Below are 17,708 nucleotides of genomic sequence, written 5' to 3'. Positions count from 1 at the left end.
TTAACCATGCATCTAGCGTTTTTTCAAAATATAATCATTGCCGACCAGATAGCGCCAGAAATCCAGTCTTTGATAGAATTCCTTCTGCCAGTCCGAACCGTACCAGGGATGCCGGGTTTTTAAAATTTCCACTACCTCAGGGTCGTCATAGCCATCGGTATTGAACAGATTGCGCTGCTGCTCCACGGAATTCAGGCGGATTTTGAACACATAACGGGTTTTGTCCGTTTGGTTGGGCTGCGCGCAGTGCCAGATATCCTGGTGCATGAAGGCGATCGTACCCGCCTTCGATGCCAGATGGCGCTGGCCCGCGATATTCTTGTAGCGCGAAATGCTCCAATAGCTGGCCCGGCGCAGCTGGGAACCGGGGAGCACCAGCGTCGGACCCATTTCGACCGGCGTGTCATGGGCGAAATAAAAGGCCTGGATGTCAAAGTTGTGGGGATTCGGATTCATGACGCCGGAATCCACATGCCAGTTCTGCGATTTGCTGTTATTGGGCTTGACGGTATGCAGAAAAGAATGGTCATAAACATAATTTCGGCCCACCAGACTTTCAATAACGCCTCTGACCTGGGGCAGCTCGAAAACCTTGCGGATCGCCTCCGAGTTGTTCCAGAATTCGTAGCCCTGCGGTTCGACTGTCAATTCATCCCTATAAACCGCTTCATTCAGCTCCTGCGGAACCAGATCCTCCAATACAAGCAGCCCGTCACTGCAAAATCGGGCCATCTGCCGCGCATCAAGCAGATGCTCATTCGCCTTGCTGACCATTGATCCCGACCTCCCTCTCCAGCAAATATTCCCAGGGCAGATGGCCTGTTTCGTTCTCATGGCCATGCATGAAATACGGCAGCTGGGGAGCCTGGATGACCTTCCATCCGTCCCTCATGGCATCCAGCACCGAGTCATAGGGAGGAATCGCGGAATCACCCGTTTCCATCCGGCTGTCCCCCTCAGCCGATGCGCCGTCGTAAAGCGCCCACGCCACCGTTTTGGAGCTCAGCTCCGGGTTGGTCAGGCACAGAAACAAAACCTGCTGTCGTTTGACTGTCATCGTTATCGCACCTCTTATTCATAAAATGTGAACGTCAGATTACAGATGATATCCGCCATCGATCGGAATGACCGCTCCGTTCACCCACGATGACCGGCTGCCTGCCAGATACAGCACGGCATCGGCAATTTGCTGGGGCGTCCCTACATGCGGTTCGTGCTTGGCGTCTTCCGCCAGTCGATCCGCCTCTTCGGGATTGGCTGTAAACTGCCGGAACCACTGATTGAGAAGAGGGGTCGCAACTCCCCCGGGCATAAGCGCATTGAAGCGGATGCCCGCTGTCCGCAGATCAAGCGCCAGCCCCTGCGTCATATGGTTCAATCCCGCTTTTATCGTGTCATAGACCAGGTTATTGCTGTCATTGCGGATACCGTTGATGGAGCTGATATTGATGACGCTGCCCCGGCTTTCCCTCAACCACGGCAGCGCTGCCTGTATGAGGAAGAAAGGGGCCTTCAAATTGACGTTAAGCAATCTGTCCCAATCCTCGTGCACGATCTCTTCAACCGGTTTGTTGCAGACGAGAGCGGCATTGTTGACGACAATATCAATGGTTCCCCATCGGCCTGCCGCCTCATGAACGAGCCGGGCCGGCGCATTGCGGTCTGCAAGATCGGCTTTTACAAAATGGGCTTCGCCCCCGCTCTCCGTAATGCTTCTGGCGATCTCTTCCCCTCTCGCCTGATCCCGGCCGCTTACCAGCACCTTCGCGCCGTGACGCGCCAATGCTTCGGCCGCCGCCTGACCGATCCCGCTCGTTGAGCCTGTTATAATCGCGGCTTTACCCTGAACGCTCATTTCTTCATCTCCCGAAACCGGTAGTTTTACGTTATTGCCTGTCAGCAGCGGAGCGGGGGCCGACATCGGACAGATCAATCGGCTTGAACCCAAGTGCGAATGCCGGCGAATCCTCCTTGAGCGTAAAATCTCCCCCAGCCGCATCCACAAGGCGCGGATCGGCATAGATGGAATGAAGGTCATAACCCAGCTGCCTCATATCCTCGATGGACCGGGTGTCGTCCAGCGAGAAATTCGCCTGCTCATCGAATCTTTGATTGCCGGATAGCGGCTCGCCGCCGGAGACGTCCCAGAACAGATTCAGATCGCTGTTAAACCCCTTTTTGTCGAAATGGCCGGCATATCCCGCAACGAAGATTGGCTGCCCGTCGGCAATGACCAGATTCTTCTCGAATGTTAAGGAATTATGAGCCTCCGCCCTGCTCAGAGACGCCTGGCCTTCACGGCCAAAAGCAAAAATATTGTTGCGCACGATATTTTCCCGCCCGTAATGCTGATGAAAAACCTGGCTGGTCGTCCGGAAGCATACGTTATTCTCAATGATGATATGCGAGCTGCCTTCATCCGGATAAATCGCCCAGCCGCCATAGTTGCATTTTTCGATATCATGTACAAGATTGCCGCGGATGACCGTGCCTGGCTGGACGCCAAGCGTGTAGATGCCGCCCATATCGCTGAGCAGACCGTGGCCGATATCATGAATATGGTTCTTCTCGATCCGGTTGTCCTTCGATACATTCTCCGCATATCCCCACACCCAGCCGCAGGAAATTCCCGTGTAATACAGATCGTGGATATGATTATGCGAGATGCTGTTGCCAAACGAATGCACCGAGAGAATACCGCAGGCGCTGTGAAAGATACGTCCGCCGCCGTGAATGTGATTGTCCGTAATCCGGTTGTTTCCCGTACGCCTCAGCACAGGGCCATCCGCATCCGCGCCGTCCAGCTTGATCCCGCCTGCTCCCATGTCGGCGATTGTATTGCCGACAATACGGTTGGACAGGCAGCCTTCGGACAGTTCGACGCCGTACCAGCCGATTCGCTCAATCCGGCAATCCTCGATTGCGCAATAGCGGGCTCCGCGCATATAGATCACGCCGGGAATATGAAACGCCGCCTGCGGTGCCGCTGCAAAATCGATTCCCGGACGCTCGAACCGCTCTCCCCCGCCTTTGGGCTGTACCCAATCCGTATGGGCAAAGGCAAGTTCCTTGAAGGACAAGTATTCCACATATTTCTCCTCGTCCGGCCTGCCTTCCAGCTTCAGCAGCTGCTGCGCGGAACAGGCGACGAACTCCGTTTCCTCCAGCGTTTCACCCGGGCGCGGGATGTAATAGACTTTGCCGGCCGAGCGGTCAAGATACCACTGCCCGGGCTCGGTCAGAGCCTCGAATACATTCTCCACATAATATTTGGCGTACCGCTTCGCCACATCGTCTTTGAGCACGAACATGCTCCTCCGGCTGGACTTCACCTCACCCGTGAGTTTATCAAAGGATTCCACCGGCATTCTTTCTTCGATCCAGTAATGGACGGCGACGACATCCACATCGTTCATATTGCGCCAGGAGCCGTCGATATCGCCTGGTGAACAAACGAACGTATCCGTACCGGCGAACAGATCGCTCGTCATACTTCCGCTGTGGAAGCCTGTGCCCGGCACATCCTTCATCCAATAAAAGCCCTGCCGGGGCAGACGGGTCCGCGGCCGGCGCTCCCCGCTCACGAACAGCTGGCGGAATTCCCCTTTTCCTCGGGAGGCACCCGGAATATCAGCAACCCACATCGGGATATCGCCCACTGTCTCTTCCCGCCAGCCCGTAATCCGCCAGCCCCCATCCACCACAGGCTGCTCGCCCGGATAGGCGGCGTACGTGACCGGTCCCGAGTCCTCGGGTGCAAATACGACCGGCTCCGTCTGTTCGTAAACGCCGCCCCGAAGCCATACCGTAACCGGTCCTGACAGCATCGCCGAGTTCTTCAGCCGACGGATGGCATCCCGCGCTCCGGCGATTGTGGCAAAAGGGCCGTCTTTCCCGTCAGGGCCGGGGTCCGGCTGTCTGCCTGACCAGGCGTCATTGCCGGAAGTGGAAATATACAGCTCGTTTATGCTCATGCTCTCTCTCCTTCTGTATTTTCAATGATCTTTAATCGCTAAGTCAGTTAAAAATGGCTGCGCATGCGGAAACGTCTTCCGGTACTCGCAAGTGTTACAAGCGTGTTTGCCTTGTCCTTGCCTAAACCCGGTTAAGCCTGCCGATTCGCTGCAGCCTGCTTATCTGTTTGCCCGTTCTAGGCTTTAATAGAGCCCGAAGTAAGTCCTTCGATAAAATAGCGCATGCCGAGCGTAAACATCAGGAGCAGCGGCACGGAGGCGAATACATAGCCCGAAGTAATAATGCCGAGATCCGGCCGGGATATTTTGCCTACCGAGTTCCCGGCATCCGGCGCGTAACTGGCCAGTGCCATGGAAATCGTCTGCAGGTTCGGCGTGCTGATCATCAGCATGGGCCAGATCAGATCGTTGTAAATCGATAGAAAATTCATGATCGCGATCGTGATCAGAATCGGACGCGCCAGGGGCAGCGCGATCGACCACACGCAGCGGAATTCGCTGGCGCCTTCCACCCGGGCCGCTTCGAACATTTCCTCGGGCTGGGAGGTGAAGAAGGTGCGCAGCAGAAAAATCGCAAACAGCTGGCCGCCGCCAATGTAGAATACAGCCAGCCCCTCCAGGCTGTTCTTCAGATGCAGCCAGTCGGCAAGCACGAAGTTCGGTGTCAGCAGCAGTACCCCGGGGACCGTCATCAGCATGACGATGACCCAAAACATCATATTCCGGCCAACGAAGCTGAGCCGGGCAAACGCGTAGCCGCTAAGCGTCGCGAACAGCATAATGCCAAGGATGGAGATGACGCATAAATACATGGTCCGCAGGACCGGAGCCAGCAGATCAAACAGCGCGAACGAATAATTGCTGATTTTCGGCGGCCAGGGCAAGCCCCAGAAATCTCCGTATATGAGCAGGCTGTCGCGCAGCGACATAGAGACCATCATAATAATGGGAACAAAAGAAAGAATCAGGATAACAGCCAGCAAGGAATAGCTGATGATCGCTTTTGCGTTTATTTTCCTCGGCATCCTCTTTAGACTCCTTCCTGTTTGGAAAACCGCAGGTTCAGTATCGAGCCGGCCAAGACGAAGACAGCCAGAACAAAACCGATGGCCGAAGCATAACCGAAATTGGCGTTCGAGATCTGATTGTACATCTGCAAGCCCGGCACATAGGTAGCCGTTCCCGGTCCTCCCCGGGTGAACAGGTAGATATTGGCGAAGCCCTGGATGCTGCCTATGAAGGTGAAGAACAGAATCAGCCTGATCTGCGGCCGGATCATCGGCAGATCAATTTTCCAGAAGCGTCCCCATGAGCCTATTCCGTCGATGGAGGAGGAATCGTAGATATCTCTGCTGATCCCGATCAGACCGCCGAAATAAATCAGAAAAGCAAAGATGCTCACGAATGGAAATCCCGCCATAATAATACTCCAGAGAGCGAGGTTCTCCTCTCCAAGCCAGGCATGCATCCAGCCGTCAAGTCCGATCACGCCCAGAAACTGATTGATCATGCCGACTTCAGGCTCATACATCATCTTCCACAGCAAAATACCGACAACGCCGGGTACGATGCTTGGAACGACATAAGCGGTGCGGAACCAGTACTTCATCCGGCTGCTGCGGAGCCAGAAGATCAGCTCCGCAACGAGCAGCGGCATCGTTACCTCTTTGATAATCGAAGTAATCAGGATCAGGAACATGTTCCATATCCCGATCCAGAAAAATTCATCGGACCACATTGCAACGAAATTACTCAGACCGATCACCTTGAGCGGCTCCTTCAAGCTGAAATTGGTGAAGGAATAGAACACCGCCATCAGCGTCGGCGCAATATTAAAGATAAGAATGAGAATGATGGAAGGCAGCAGCAGCATATAGGCTGATCTGGAACGCCTGAGCTTCCTGCCGAAGCGGATGACGGCGGCACGCCAGCTTGCAACAGACCACACAAACAGGCAGAAGGCTGTTACAGCAAGCGCCGCATCGATGACGATCAGAGCGGTTTGAATATAAAACTGCCTCTTTGCATCCAGAGCGCTGCTGAGGAAAAGCGTTACCGGCTTGCCCTGATCGGTCAGCAGCAGAATTTCATCGCCTGTTGTGCCAATCAGACTGTTGATTGAACCGGCTGATACGCCTGCATTATAAAGAGCGTAGCCTTCCGCATTCAGCACAAACAGCTTCCCGTCCTTATCTCCTGCCAGAATATGTCCCGCTTCGTCCACCGCTGCGACCATTGTAATCGGGTATGCGGAGAGATGATTGATCCACAGAACCTTCCCTTTGGCCGAGACCAGCGCAACATTGCCTCTCTCGTCTCCAGCCAGCAGCTCCTGCTTCCCGTTCAGACTGAGCCGGGTAATCGGCTGGATCAGATTCGTTCTCCACAGCTCCTCGCCCTCAGGGGATAAATAGCCGACCTTGGAATCCGCGGTGCCGAAATATACGCCTTGCTCTCCGGCTGCGACGGCGTTAACGTCAAATCCGATCTTCGTCTTGTACCGGTCCGCTCCGGACTCGTCGAACAGACCGACCCAGAACCGGTCCGTATACTGTCCAATTCCGTAAGCAATGGCCATTTCACCGTTTAGCGCCGAATCAAGTCCGATGACTCTGCCGTTCACGTCGAAGCCGTCAATCTCGTTCAGCGTCAAATCAAACACATATACCTTTCTGTCGCTGGTGCCGATATAGATCTTGCTCTTGTCGGCTGACAAGGCAAGCGCCGAGGCCGTTCCTTCAAGCTTCTTCTCCCTGAGCACCTGCTGCTGACCGTCAAGCAGGATTAACCGGCTGTCGCTGGTGATTGCAGCGGTCGTCCGAACGTCAATCCCGGCCGCTTTCATCACATTCCCGCCGCTGATCGGGCTGCCTGTCTTGGAAGGCTCGCCGGAAGAGGCAAAAACGAGAACATACAGCAAATTCACAAGGATGAGCAGGATAAGCGTTCCAATGGCAGCCCGCAGTCCTCTTCCAGCGAATATCGGCGCGCCTTTCTCCCGTGTTATGTTCGGCATAATACCCTCCTGCCCCGGGCGGCTATTGCCCCGGCGCCCGCTCCGGATGCTCGATGTCTTCGCCGGTCAGCCCTGCGTTCTTGATGATCGCGTCAAAGTTTTTGGTCCATGACTCCTGAAGCTTCTTGCCGAATTCCTCAGGCGTGATTTTGCCCTCCAGCGCCTCTTTATACAAATTAAAGTGGGCCTTATCCAGGTCAGGCACGCGTGTGGATAACGGGTTGTTGAGGGGAATCTCCGCGTTTCCGAGCATTTTGACCCCTTTGAACATCTCCTCGATCTCCGCCGGGACCTTCACATTCTTGACCATAACCGGACCGCCGGGATTGAACTCATCGGCTGCCACCATGCCATCGACCCATGCCTGATAGCCGGGCTGGGAGAGCCAGAACATGACGAAATCCAGCACCATATCCGTTTGAGCCTGATTCTTCTCGATAATGCTCACATATTCGCCTGTTGCGGATTCGACGCTCCGTACGGGACCCTGCACAAGATCGCCAGTCATCGGCGGATTCTCGAATGTCCCCCAATTGAAGGGCTTGAGCGAGCTGGTATCTGTAATTTTCAGCTCCTTCAGCCGGGCCGGATCGTTGAGGTTGGCCATATCCTGCGTCACTGTCGGCAGGCTCCAGGTGCCGTCAATAATCATGGCCGCTTTCTGCTGCAGGAACAGCGGATAATCGTCGGTGCTGACGAAGAAATCCTTCTGCGCATATTTTGGAAACACCTTCGCCATGTTGGTGACCATCTGGGTCATTTCCGGTGTGTCGAAACGGATTTGACCGTCCTTGATCGCTTTATACATCCTGGCCTGATTGAAATTATATTTCAGATCAATATAAGGATCGTTCGGATCCGCTTTGAAATTGCCGTCCAGCTCGTCGTCGTAATTGTAATCTCCCTCATGCGCACGGACGATATCATGCCAATTGCGGGTGAATTGATCCAGATAAATCTCGATCACCCACTGCGGCACCTTCCATACGAAGTTGGAGGCAATCGGAATGATGCCTGCCGCGTTGATCTTCTCGGATACCGCCGCAAGCTCATCCCAGTTGGTCGGCGGCTGCAGGTTCAGCTTGTCGAAGATGTCCTTGTTGTAGAACCACATAATATGGACCGATTGCGTCGGAAGCATGATCCGGTCTCCCTTGGCATTCTTCGCCACGAAGAAATTAAAATCCAGATCATCGTCCCACTTGTTGCCGGTATACGGGTTGACCTGATAGCGGTACTTATCGAAATTCAAATACTTGTCATAGGTCGGTACATAGTTGCCTGCCACCAGGTCAGGACGCGGGCTGCCTACAGCCAGCATCGTTCCGAGGACGGTCGGATAATCGCCGGCTGAGCTGCCCTTGGGCTCCCATACCAGCTTCACATTAGGCTGTACCTTCTTGTAAGCCGCTGCGAGAGCCTCGAACGCTTTGGCATCCCCGACATCATCGGAATTCCCGTTCAGGGAAATGACGACTTCCCCGCTGTATTGTTTATGTTCAGGTTCAGCTGCCGCCGGCTCCTGCCCGGCTGCCGGTTCCGCCGGTGTATTTGCACCATTGTTCTCTTGGGTCGCCGGCTCATTATTGGCAGGTACAATCGGCGCGGACGAATTGCTGCACGCAGATAAAATGGCAGTTAAAGCAAGGAGCGTAACTACGAGCATGGAGCTGATCTTTTTCATGCATAACCCTCCGTAGAAATAGATTAGGAACGCAGAACGCATTCAAACCTCTTTTCGAAGCAGCAGCCTGTGGTCAGCTATCTATTATAGGTTTATCGAATAAAAACCACCTCCTTTATACAATAAATGGATAATCGATTGTGATGCTGCTATATAAAATGAGTATTGGGAGGGGCAGCAAGTGGAAATAGGCTGGGATAGTTTTGATAATTGAGGATTGATAATGCAGGAAAGGAATAGTAGAGGCTCTTGGGTGCGGATGATGTAACCGTTTACAATATTGAAGAAAGGTTTGGTTTATACCTCCCCTCCATTGCTTTCGATCCAGTCGGTCAGATTTTGCCTTGAATAATTCAGATGCTGCCGGATCGCATTGCGGGTTCCCTGCCAGTCCTGCTGCAGCAGCTGCTTTACGATTTCCCGGTGCTGCGTCATGGATAGATTGTACTGCTCGGGTGTGGGGTCGCTGACCGTCAATATCCGGAAATTCATCAGGTTCTGATAGGTTTCCAGAATCTGAATATTGCCGCAGGCGTTAATAAATTCCGTATGAAAAATCATATCGAAATTACCATACTGCTCGATAGGCGTTACCGCCGGGTCAACCTCCTCGACCGCGAATTGGGTGAGCTGATCGAGCTTGGCAGCAATCTCGTCGAAGCGTTCCCCGGAGAACGTGCGGTATTGCTCAAGCACCCAGAAATCGATCATCAGCCTGAACTCAATCACCTGCTCCACATAGCTCTTATCGATCCCCACGACAAAGGTCCCCACCTTGGGTACGGTTTTGACCAGGCCCTCGGCTTCCAATCGATTCAGCGCTTCGCGGATCGGAGTAATGCTGATGCCCAAATTTTTTGCAAGGACAGGGATGGATATTTTCTCATTGGTACGGAAGCTGCGGCGGATAATCATCTGCTTCATCGTACCGTATACCTGATCGAATAAATTGGAGGTTTGTATTTTGGGAAGTTCCACAGCAATCACGCCTTCTTCAAATAATGGAAAAAACCATCTGTTATATATAAGATATAAGATGACCGGAGGGAAGTCAACCCAAAATAAAATACGACAAAACTCAGCAGAAAAAGAGGCGGAGCCTGTTTCGGCCCGCCCCTTCCGGTACTCCTATTACCTGTTAAACCGCCATGCTTAGACCATGATTTTGCAGATATCGTTCGTGAACTCCACGGGATCCTGAAGCGGCAATCCTTCGATCAGAAGGGCTTGATTGTAAAGCAGAGCCGTATACAGCTGCAGCTTTTCCTTGTCCTTGCCATAAGCGTCCTTGAGGGATTGGAACACCGCATGATGCGTGTTGATTTCCAGCACCTTGTCCGCTTTTACATCCTGATTGTTTGGCATCGCCTTCAGGATCTTCTCCATCTCGATGGTGACCTCGCCGTCCGTCGAGAAGCATACGGGATGAGTGCGGAGTCTCTTCGATGCTTTGACGCTGCTTACTTTGTCCGCGAGGATTTCTTTCATCGACTCGAACAGCTCTTTATTGTCGTTCTCATCGGAATCCGACTGATCCTGATCCTTGTCCTCCTCAATGCCGAGGTCGCCGCTGGATACGGATTTGAATTCCTTCTCTTTGTAGGACATGATCATTTTGATCGCGAACTCATCGATATCATCGGTGAAATACAGGATTTCATAGCCTTTGTCCGCTACCAGCTCGGTCTGTGGAAGCTTGTCGATCCGTTCATTTGTTTCGCCGGAGGCGTAATAAATGAATTTCTGGTCTTCCGGCATTCTGGCGATATATTCATCCAGCGTCACAAGCTTCCGCTCTTTGGAGGAATAGAACATCAGCAGATCCTGCAGCACATCCTTGTGGCGGCCGTATTCATTATAAACTCCAAACTTCAGCTGTCTGCCAAACGACTTGTAGAACTGCTCGTACTGCTCTCTCTCATCCTTCAGGAGACTTTGCAGCTGGCTCTTGATTTTGCTTTGGATGTTCTTGGCGATCAGCTTCAGCTGGCGGTCATGCTGCAGCATTTCCCTGGAAATATTAAGCGATAAATCCTCCGAATCCACCATCCCTTTGACAAAGCTGAAGAAGTCAGGGAGCAGATCGGCGCATTTGTTCATGATAAGCACGCCGTTGGCGTACAGCTCCAAACCTTTCTCAAATTCCTTGGAATAGTAATCAAATGGAATGTTCTCCGGGATGAACAAGATCGCCTGATATCTCACTGCGCCGTCGACGCTGATATGGATATGCTTGAGCGGCTTGTCGAAGCCGTAATGCTTCTCCATATAAAACTTCTCGTAATCCTCGGGAGTCAGCTCGCTTTTGTTTTTTCTCCAGATGGGAACCATGCTGTTGACCGTTTGCTCTTCCTGGTAAGCCTCGAATTCGTTCTCGGTGCCTTCCTTTACCCTTTGGCTGGAAATCTCCATCTTGATCGGATAACGGATGAAATCGGAGTACTTCTTGATAATCGCCTTTAAACGATATTCCTCCAGGTACTCGTCATAGCTCTCGTCTTCCGTGTTTTCCTTGATCTTCAGGATAACCTCTGTGCCCACCGTATCCTTCTCGAAAGGCTCAATCGTATATCCTTCCGCTCCGTGGGATTCCCACTTGAAGGCTCCTTCGCCTCCCAAAGGCTTGCTGATAACCGTCACGACGTCAGCAACCATAAACGCGGAATAAAATCCGACGCCGAACTGACCGATGATATCATGGCCGTCTTTGGACTCATTTTCTTTTTTGAACGCCAAAGAACCGCTTTTGGCAATGACGCCGAGGTTGTTTTCCAAATCCTCCTGGGTCATCCCAATACCGGTATCTGTAATGGTCAGAGTACGGTTTGCTTTATCGGCTGTAACTTTAACAAAGTAGCTGTCCTTGTCAAAAGCCAAATTGTCATCAGTTAGCGCTTTATAATAGATTTTGTCGATTGCATCGCTGGCATTGGAAATCAATTCTCTCAAGAAGATCTCTTTCTGCGTGTAAATGGAGTTGATCATCATATCCAGAAGCCGCTTGGATTCCGCTTTAAACTCTTTTACTGCCATCCTTATCTCTCCTCCAATTATAAAAAGATTTTCATCCTGCTTAAATAGTAACCGGATTGCGATTAGCACTCTAATCCATTGAGTGCCAATCCTTATTTTATAATCCCCATTTTTTTATGTCAATACGAACTGACCGGTTTGTACAAAAAAACCCAAGCCGGGGTTGGGCTTGAGCTGGCGCCGTTGAACCGTATGCTTATACTGACAGCTGTGCGGCATCGCCTGTACAACTTTAGAACGAATCGCTCCCGCAGGCGATCAGGTTCAAGCCGGATAACTCGGGAATGGAGCCCCGCTTGACTCCCGGAGGCGTAACAGCACAGAGCTGTTTCAGCTCATAGTCTGAGTCGAATGCAAGAATGGCTGTCGTATGCAGCGGATTTCCGTCGACCTCGAAGGTCGTCTGCACTTGACCTGTGCAAACACAACCGTTTTCGTAGTCAGCCTGGATACGGTTGTAGGACAGCAGCAGGAAATCCTGCTCCTCATGGAGCTTCCGCATTTTTTCAATATCCATCCAGCCCCCGTACTGCTCTGTCAACTCTTTGAAATGTTGGGACTGCAGCGCGTTCAAAAACGCAGCGGTATTCTTTTCTGCATCATGTCGATTCAATAGAATTCGGATGCCCTGGATTCACCCCTCTCATGCCGGGGGAGGAGACGCGCATTATATCCAGGTTGGAATGGGATGAAAAAACTTGACTGAATTAGCTGCTGCTGTCCTTGACGACGACCGGTTTTCCGCGTTTTTTACGAATTACCGCAATGAGCAGCAGCAATAAGGGATAGCCGATGGTAATATACAATCCCAGTTTTCCGGCATATTCTGCAAACTCATATAATTCAAGCACGCTTTGCGGAAGCATGGCAATCAGAAAGATAAAAGGCAGCATGAAAAAAGCAAATATTTTATGCTCCTTCAAATGAAACATCTGGGTTATGGATTTGACCGTTAGGTAGAAAGTCGACAGCATCGTCGTGAACACGTTAGTCACCCAGACCGCAAGAAACGCCGCGTCCAGCCGTTCCAATATATTGGCGGGCAGTGCCGTTGTTTTAGCCAATTCCAATGTAGGCCACATCAGTAATTTGATTTCTTCCGGACCGAATACGGCTACGGAGGAAATGACAATGAGTACATATAACAAACTGGGTATAGCCCAGCCCCAAATCATGGAGAGATAGGCCTTTGTTGGCGATTTCATGAACGGGATGACCATCGTAATGATGAAGGAGCCTTGAAACAAGGCGGCAATCGTAAATATCCATAAAAACAAGTCGTGATGCTCATTACCCCATACAGGCAGCAAATTCAGGACGCGGGAGTTCTTAAGTGACAATGATACGATAGTAAGGCCGGGCACCATAATGAACGGCAGGTAAAAAAGATGGATACTGGCGAACGTCACAATATCCGTTCGGGCAAATACGGCTGCAAGCAGCAGCATCGCGAGAACGGTCACTTCCAATGGTGTCCTCTTTAATATGGAGGTGATAACCACTTCCCCGAATTCCCTGGAAATCGCAGCTGCCAATATACTGAAGAAAATGACAATACTCAGGCTGGCCGCGAATGAGATGCCTCTTCCGATAATATCCTCGCTGTATTGAATAATCGACTGGTCAGGAAAACGGATGCCGAGCATCGTAACAATGATCAGGCCGAATAATCCGACCAGTGTTCCGAGCAGCGTGACAAGCGGAGCTCCGGTATCTGCTGCGCGAACAGCAAGAAGGGGAACTGCAAGAACGCCACCTCCGATTGTAGAACTAACTACAATTGCTGCTACCTGAAGCGTGGTGATGGGACGCAATTCATTTTCTCCTCTCAGAATAAGCGATTATAGGGATAGGTTTCCATTTTTTTCATTCAATTATGTATCGCAATCTTTCTAAGTTGAAGTTGAGACAGTCGTTTCATGCAAATAATGATCGCGGTATGGCGGTATGAATGATTGAACGGGTTTACCAGTCTTATAATGGAGTCATCTTTCAAAACAGGAGGGTGAGACTGTGATCATGGACATTCGTGTAGCTGGTCTTCTAAGCGAGGCAGGAGATTTGAGCGGATTTATTCATGGCGAAGATCGTTGCCGGCTATCGCCGGCCGTCGTCACCAATGCAGAAGCGATCATAGTGAGCATTGAACCGCAAATAATTAGCGATTCTTATGCGTACATGTTTGTGTCATTAGAACCGTTTGAGGGGATGTTTATGTCACTTGATCGCGACAAAACATCCCCTCAAAACTAAATGCTTCTCCAAGCTTATACGAGGCAGTTGAACGAAGCTTATGAGAGCCTTGTTAAAGTTGGTCTATAGCGCAGTCAGGTCAAATACGCCGGCGGCCAGTTGCAGTCTAGCTTCTCGCTCGCTGGCAGCATTGCGTCGACGCAGACTCACGCGTCAGCACCTGCCTCGGCGATCTTCCTTGACGCTCGATATATTAGGTGATCCATAGAGCCTAGTCATACTTCGGGATGTCCTGATCCATAATAAGCGGCATTACCGCGAGTTTCTTGCTTCAGATGAGCGGATCGCAACCAATATTTTGAGCGCACGGCTCCAATCACTCACTGAAGCAGACCTGCTCATCAAGATAGAAGGCGATACAAACCGCGCACAAACGATGTACCGACCAACGCAAAAGGCGCTTGATCTGTATCCGATCGTCTTTGCCCGATATGAGCATTCCGATCATGCAAGAACTTAAAACAAATGAAAAGGGCTGGAGCAGCGCCTTTTGCGGAATTTCGACGATATTACGTCTTGATTCAGTTTGACATGACTATAAGCAAGTTATTTATTAATTACAGTGGAAAAGACATGCAGTACGAGCATGTTTTTTTTATTTTCTATGTATTTTCGTTATTCCTTGCTATCTAAAAAGCGAAACCAAGCCATTGGACTTGGAACGGTATTGAACCAAACCTTTCTTATGAGCTGAATGCCCTCCACGAATCGGTACAAAGCACGTTTGTATCAGATACATGACCTCTACCTTCACCTAATTTCGTTGTCCGTATACGTACAAAAACCAGAGAAAGTCATCTTCTGACGGCCATGGGCAACCAATACACAAACCTGGTCATTGCTTATTCCATGGTGTTTATAGCATTCACCGTTCAGCCAATTACGCAAATCACAGTCACGCCACGTAATATCCACGCTCTCGCCGTGGTACCGCTTGCAATCCAAAATATACTCGCATAAATATTGCCAATCCGCTTTTTACGTTTTGGGCCGCCATGATCGCTCCCGCTGTTGAAGCTGAATATGCATGCGTATTCGTATCGCATAATAGGGAGAGGACGGACATGTCTGGATCAAAAAGAGGGGCGCTTAACGTGGGCGCAAGCGGGGACATCGGCCGCGAGAGGGCGCTGACGTTGACCGCCAAAGGTTACGCGGTGATTGTCTCGTCGCGGGACGATTAGCCGGAATCCGGCAACCGATCCGGGATAACCTCTAGCGCATCCGCTCCGTATTCGGCAGGCTGGACGCTCTAGTCAATACCCGGAGCCAACCCGGCTTCCTGCCTGGGCGTCCATACCCGCCGGCAGAATTGGCGGCCCGAAGGAAGCAAAGCAAATATCGGTGGACAAAAGGTCAGATGAAAAGCATATAGCCGTTAAGCATGCAACTTCTCCTCCCCCACCCGCGGCAGTCCCGGATTGAGCCGCTTATTGTCCGGGACGTTCGTCGAAGTGACTGTCGATGATGAGCTTGGCGGCTTCGAAAAACACGTCAGGACGGAACCTTTCCTTGTGCATATAGGATGTTGACATGGCGCCATTGCACATGAGCCGCATCTTGAACGCGAGCTCGTCCGGCTTGCGTGCGCCGCCGCGCGTGGCGATTCGTTCGATGGTGTCCCACTGCTCCAGCCGGTTCTCGACCGCTTGGCGGTGCGCGGGATGGTCCTCGTCCGGGAATTCCACAACCGCATTCATGTATGCGCAGCCTCGGAAGCCCGTCTGCCGCATCCGCTCGACCAATTGGCGAAGCAGCATATAGAGCTGCTCCTTGGCCGAATCGGGATGAAGGAGCTCCGCCTCCTTCACTCTCTCCCGGCCGAGCCTGCCCCGCTCTTGCAAATAAGCGACAATCAGGTCGTCCTTCGTCGAGAAGCTGCGATAGAAGCTCGCCTTGGCGACGTCCGATTCCTCGATAATCCGATCGATTCCAACGGCACGAATGCCTTCGCGGTAAAAAAGCTCGGATGCCGTGGCCAAAATCCGTTCCTTGGCCGTGCGTTTCTTCTCCACATCGTTCCCTCCTGTCATTAGGAAATATATCTTTGGGTCATTGACATGATACAGATTTGTCTGTATCATTCAGTGCATGTGAGACAGACTTGTCTCCCTAATTCTACAGAAAATCCCCCGCTGCTGTCAAATCGGGCCATAGCCAATCCGTCACGGGGAGATCTCGGGTAAAAGGAGAGAAAATATTAATGTCCGACGTGTTGGAGTCACACAAACTTGCCGGGAGCGCCGCAGCCAGCAGAAGCAGGGCCAAACCACGGCCGCGGTTGATGCTTGCCGTCATGCTGTTGTCCGTATTTATTACGGTCTCGAATGTTTTCATTGTCAGCGTCTCGACTCCCGCTATTCAGAAAGCCCTTCATACGAGCTTTGCCGGAGTCCAATTCGTCGTTTCCGGCTATACGCTGGCCTATGCCGTTTCGCTCATTATCGGCGGCCGGCTCGGCGATAAATACGGGCGAAAACGTCTGCTGCTCCTGGGAGTAGCCGGCTTCACAGCCGGTTCGTTCCTAAGCGGGATTGCGCCAAGCATCGGATTGCTCTTAGCCGCCCGTATCATTCAGGGCTTCAGCGCCGCGCTGCTTACCCCGCAGATACTTTCGCTCATCCAAGTCCACTACCCGCCTGAGAAGCGCGGACCGGTCTTAGGACTTTACGGAGCGTCCATAGGGCTGTCGGCTGCGACCGGACAGATCATCGGCGGACTGATGATCAGTTGGAATCCCGGCGGACTGGACTGGCGGACGGTCTTTTTCTTCACCGTTCCGGTCGGGATCCTTTTAATGGCGCTTTTGCCATTCATCAGTGAATCCAGAGAACCGGCCGGCAGCAAGCTCGACTGGACCGGGGCTTTTCTCGTTGCGCTGGGACTTTTCATGCTCGCTTATCCGCTCGTTCAAGGACCGAAGGAAGGCTGGCCGGCTTATCTCATTATCCTTTTGATCCTGGCACTGCCCGTTCTTATTGTTTTCGGCCTATTCGAAAAGTCGCTTAAGCGCCGGGGACGCGTTCCGCTTATGAACGTCAGCCTATTCGGGCAAAAAATGTTCACCACGGGAATGGGTGTCGTTTTCCTGCAGTACCTCCTGTACGGGTCGTTCTTCTTCGTCAGCTCCTTTCTGCTGCAAGTGGGGTTTGGCTTCAGCCCATTGAAAGCCGGCGCGATCGTCTTGCCGATGGGCCTTGGCATTTTCATAGCCTCCCTGGTATCGGCTAAGGTTGCAGCCAAGATTGGCCCCCGTGTCTTGCTGCTCGGCACTGTCCTTGCAGCGGTCGGTTTTCTGGCACTGGTCTTGTCGGTTCACCTTGCGGGAATAGGGTTTGCCGGCTACGAATGGATTCCGGCGCTTGCGGTACTTGGTATCGGCCTAGGATTCATCGCCTCTCCCATTACCAACATCGTTCTGGCCAAGGTGCGAAGTGACGATATCGGCTCGGCTTCCGGTATTCTGACGACGGGGATGCAGGTAGGACTGACCATCGGCATTGCCCTCATCGGCATCGTTTGGCAGAATGCGCTCGGTAATCCCGCTCCCGCCCTGACGGCGGCGCATATGCAAACCTACGCCGATGCCTTTATGCTCTGTCTTTATTTACTCGTGGGACTGACCGCAATTATTCTGGTCCTTGCGCTGTTATTGTCGCGTAAAGTTAGGACAAGCAGCGAGCGGTAATGCTAAACATCATGGTTCCGACAAGGGCGCCGGGTCTATCCAAGACAAGATGAACATATG

General features: G+C 52.0%; 14 protein-coding genes and 1 pseudogene. 2 read left to right on the top strand and 13 right to left on the bottom strand.

Going from position 1 to position 17,708, the window contains the following annotated elements:
- Window positions 1–12: 12 nt before the first annotated feature.
- The 11 genes from AC0YNV_RS00725 to AC0YNV_RS00675 form a co-directional block, all read right to left on the bottom strand.
- A complete protein-coding gene (locus AC0YNV_RS00725) occupies window positions 13–774 on the bottom strand; it encodes a phytanoyl-CoA dioxygenase family protein (protein ID WP_475765025.1) in 762 nt (253 codons plus the stop codon).
- Window positions 755–1,057, bottom strand: coding sequence for a hypothetical protein (locus tag AC0YNV_RS00720; protein ID WP_475765023.1), 303 nt, complete (start codon window positions 1,055–1,057; stop codon window positions 755–757). Before AC0YNV_RS00720 ends, AC0YNV_RS00725 begins: the two co-directional genes overlap by 20 nt.
- Before the next feature lie 39 nt (window positions 1,058–1,096).
- Window positions 1,097–1,855: an SDR family NAD(P)-dependent oxidoreductase gene (locus AC0YNV_RS00715; protein ID WP_475765021.1), complete on the bottom strand. Its 759-nt coding sequence runs from the start codon at window positions 1,853–1,855 to the stop codon at window positions 1,097–1,099.
- A 31-nt stretch (window positions 1,856–1,886) separates the two neighbouring features.
- Window positions 1,887–3,974, bottom strand: coding sequence for a right-handed parallel beta-helix repeat-containing protein (locus tag AC0YNV_RS00710; RefSeq protein WP_475765019.1), 2,088 nt, complete (start codon window positions 3,972–3,974; stop codon window positions 1,887–1,889).
- 176 nt (window positions 3,975–4,150) lie between these two features.
- Complete coding sequence (locus tag AC0YNV_RS00705; protein ID WP_210037540.1) at window positions 4,151–4,999, bottom strand: carbohydrate ABC transporter permease; 849 nt, start codon at window positions 4,997–4,999, stop codon at window positions 4,151–4,153.
- A gap of 5 nt (window positions 5,000–5,004) precedes the next feature.
- Window positions 5,005–6,990: a carbohydrate ABC transporter permease gene (locus AC0YNV_RS00700; RefSeq protein WP_475765018.1), complete on the bottom strand. Its 1,986-nt coding sequence runs from the start codon at window positions 6,988–6,990 to the stop codon at window positions 5,005–5,007.
- Between the two features lie 22 nt (window positions 6,991–7,012).
- On the bottom strand, window positions 7,013–8,674 hold the full coding sequence (locus tag AC0YNV_RS00695) for an ABC transporter substrate-binding protein (protein ID WP_475765016.1): 1,662 nt from the start codon (window positions 8,672–8,674) through the stop codon (window positions 7,013–7,015).
- A gap of 297 nt (window positions 8,675–8,971) precedes the next feature.
- On the bottom strand, window positions 8,972–9,652 hold the full coding sequence (locus AC0YNV_RS00690) for a GntR family transcriptional regulator (protein ID WP_475765015.1): 681 nt from the start codon (window positions 9,650–9,652) through the stop codon (window positions 8,972–8,974).
- A gap of 174 nt (window positions 9,653–9,826) precedes the next feature.
- Entirely contained in the window at window positions 9,827–11,707 is a 1,881-nt protein-coding gene (gene htpG, locus AC0YNV_RS00685) for a molecular chaperone HtpG (protein ID WP_210037536.1), read from the bottom strand.
- Window positions 11,708–11,939: 232 nt separating this feature from the next.
- Window positions 11,940–12,320 (bottom strand): hypothetical protein, encoded by a 381-nt coding sequence (locus AC0YNV_RS00680; protein ID WP_475765013.1) that lies wholly within the window; start codon window positions 12,318–12,320, stop codon window positions 11,940–11,942.
- A 94-nt stretch (window positions 12,321–12,414) separates the two neighbouring features.
- On the bottom strand, window positions 12,415–13,521 hold the full coding sequence (locus AC0YNV_RS00675) for a GerAB/ArcD/ProY family transporter (RefSeq protein WP_475765011.1): 1,107 nt from the start codon (window positions 13,519–13,521) through the stop codon (window positions 12,415–12,417).
- A 199-nt stretch (window positions 13,522–13,720) separates the two neighbouring features.
- On the opposite strand from AC0YNV_RS00675, the gene AC0YNV_RS00670 reads away from it, so the two are divergent.
- A complete protein-coding gene (locus tag AC0YNV_RS00670) occupies window positions 13,721–13,960 on the top strand; it encodes a hypothetical protein (RefSeq protein ID WP_475765009.1) in 240 nt (79 codons plus the stop codon).
- Window positions 13,961–14,606: 646 nt separating this feature from the next.
- On the opposite strand, the pseudogene AC0YNV_RS00665 reads toward AC0YNV_RS00670, so the two are convergent.
- Window positions 14,607–14,851 (bottom strand): annotated as a pseudogene (locus tag AC0YNV_RS00665) (IS1595 family transposase); the annotation flags it as partial.
- Window positions 14,852–15,390: 539 nt separating this feature from the next.
- Window positions 15,391–15,975, bottom strand: coding sequence for a TetR/AcrR family transcriptional regulator (locus AC0YNV_RS00660; RefSeq protein WP_475765007.1), 585 nt, complete (start codon window positions 15,973–15,975; stop codon window positions 15,391–15,393).
- A gap of 188 nt (window positions 15,976–16,163) precedes the next feature.
- Between AC0YNV_RS00660 and AC0YNV_RS00655 the strand changes: the two genes are divergently transcribed.
- Window positions 16,164–17,648: an MFS transporter gene (locus AC0YNV_RS00655; protein WP_475765005.1), complete on the top strand. Its 1,485-nt coding sequence runs from the start codon at window positions 16,164–16,166 to the stop codon at window positions 17,646–17,648.
- The last annotated feature ends 60 nt before the right edge of the window (window positions 17,649–17,708 follow it).

This window comes from Paenibacillus sp. JT31N11 (assembly GCF_056269285.1).
This window is presented reverse-complemented; position numbering and strand designations above follow the sequence as displayed.

Coding starts and splice junctions, on each gene's coding strand:
- AC0YNV_RS00725 (WP_475765025.1), bottom strand. CDS start 774: ATGGTCAGCAAGGCGAATGAGCATCTGCTTGATGCGCGGCAGATGGCC.
- AC0YNV_RS00720 (WP_475765023.1), bottom strand. CDS start 1,057: ATGACAGTCAAACGACAGCAGGTTTTGTTTCTGTGCCTGACCAACCCG.
- AC0YNV_RS00715 (WP_475765021.1), bottom strand. CDS start 1,855: ATGAGCGTTCAGGGTAAAGCCGCGATTATAACAGGCTCAACGAGCGGG.
- AC0YNV_RS00710 (WP_475765019.1), bottom strand. CDS start 3,974: ATGAGCATAAACGAGCTGTATATTTCCACTTCCGGCAATGACGCCTGG.
- AC0YNV_RS00705 (WP_210037540.1), bottom strand. CDS start 4,999: ATGCCGAGGAAAATAAACGCAAAAGCGATCATCAGCTATTCCTTGCTG.
- AC0YNV_RS00700 (WP_475765018.1), bottom strand. CDS start 6,990: ATGCCGAACATAACACGGGAGAAAGGCGCGCCGATATTCGCTGGAAGA.
- AC0YNV_RS00695 (WP_475765016.1), bottom strand. CDS start 8,674: ATGAAAAAGATCAGCTCCATGCTCGTAGTTACGCTCCTTGCTTTAACT.
- htpG (WP_210037536.1), bottom strand. CDS start 11,707: ATGGCAGTAAAAGAGTTTAAAGCGGAATCCAAGCGGCTTCTGGATATG.
- AC0YNV_RS00655 (WP_475765005.1), top strand. CDS start 16,164: ATGTCCGACGTGTTGGAGTCACACAAACTTGCCGGGAGCGCCGCAGCC.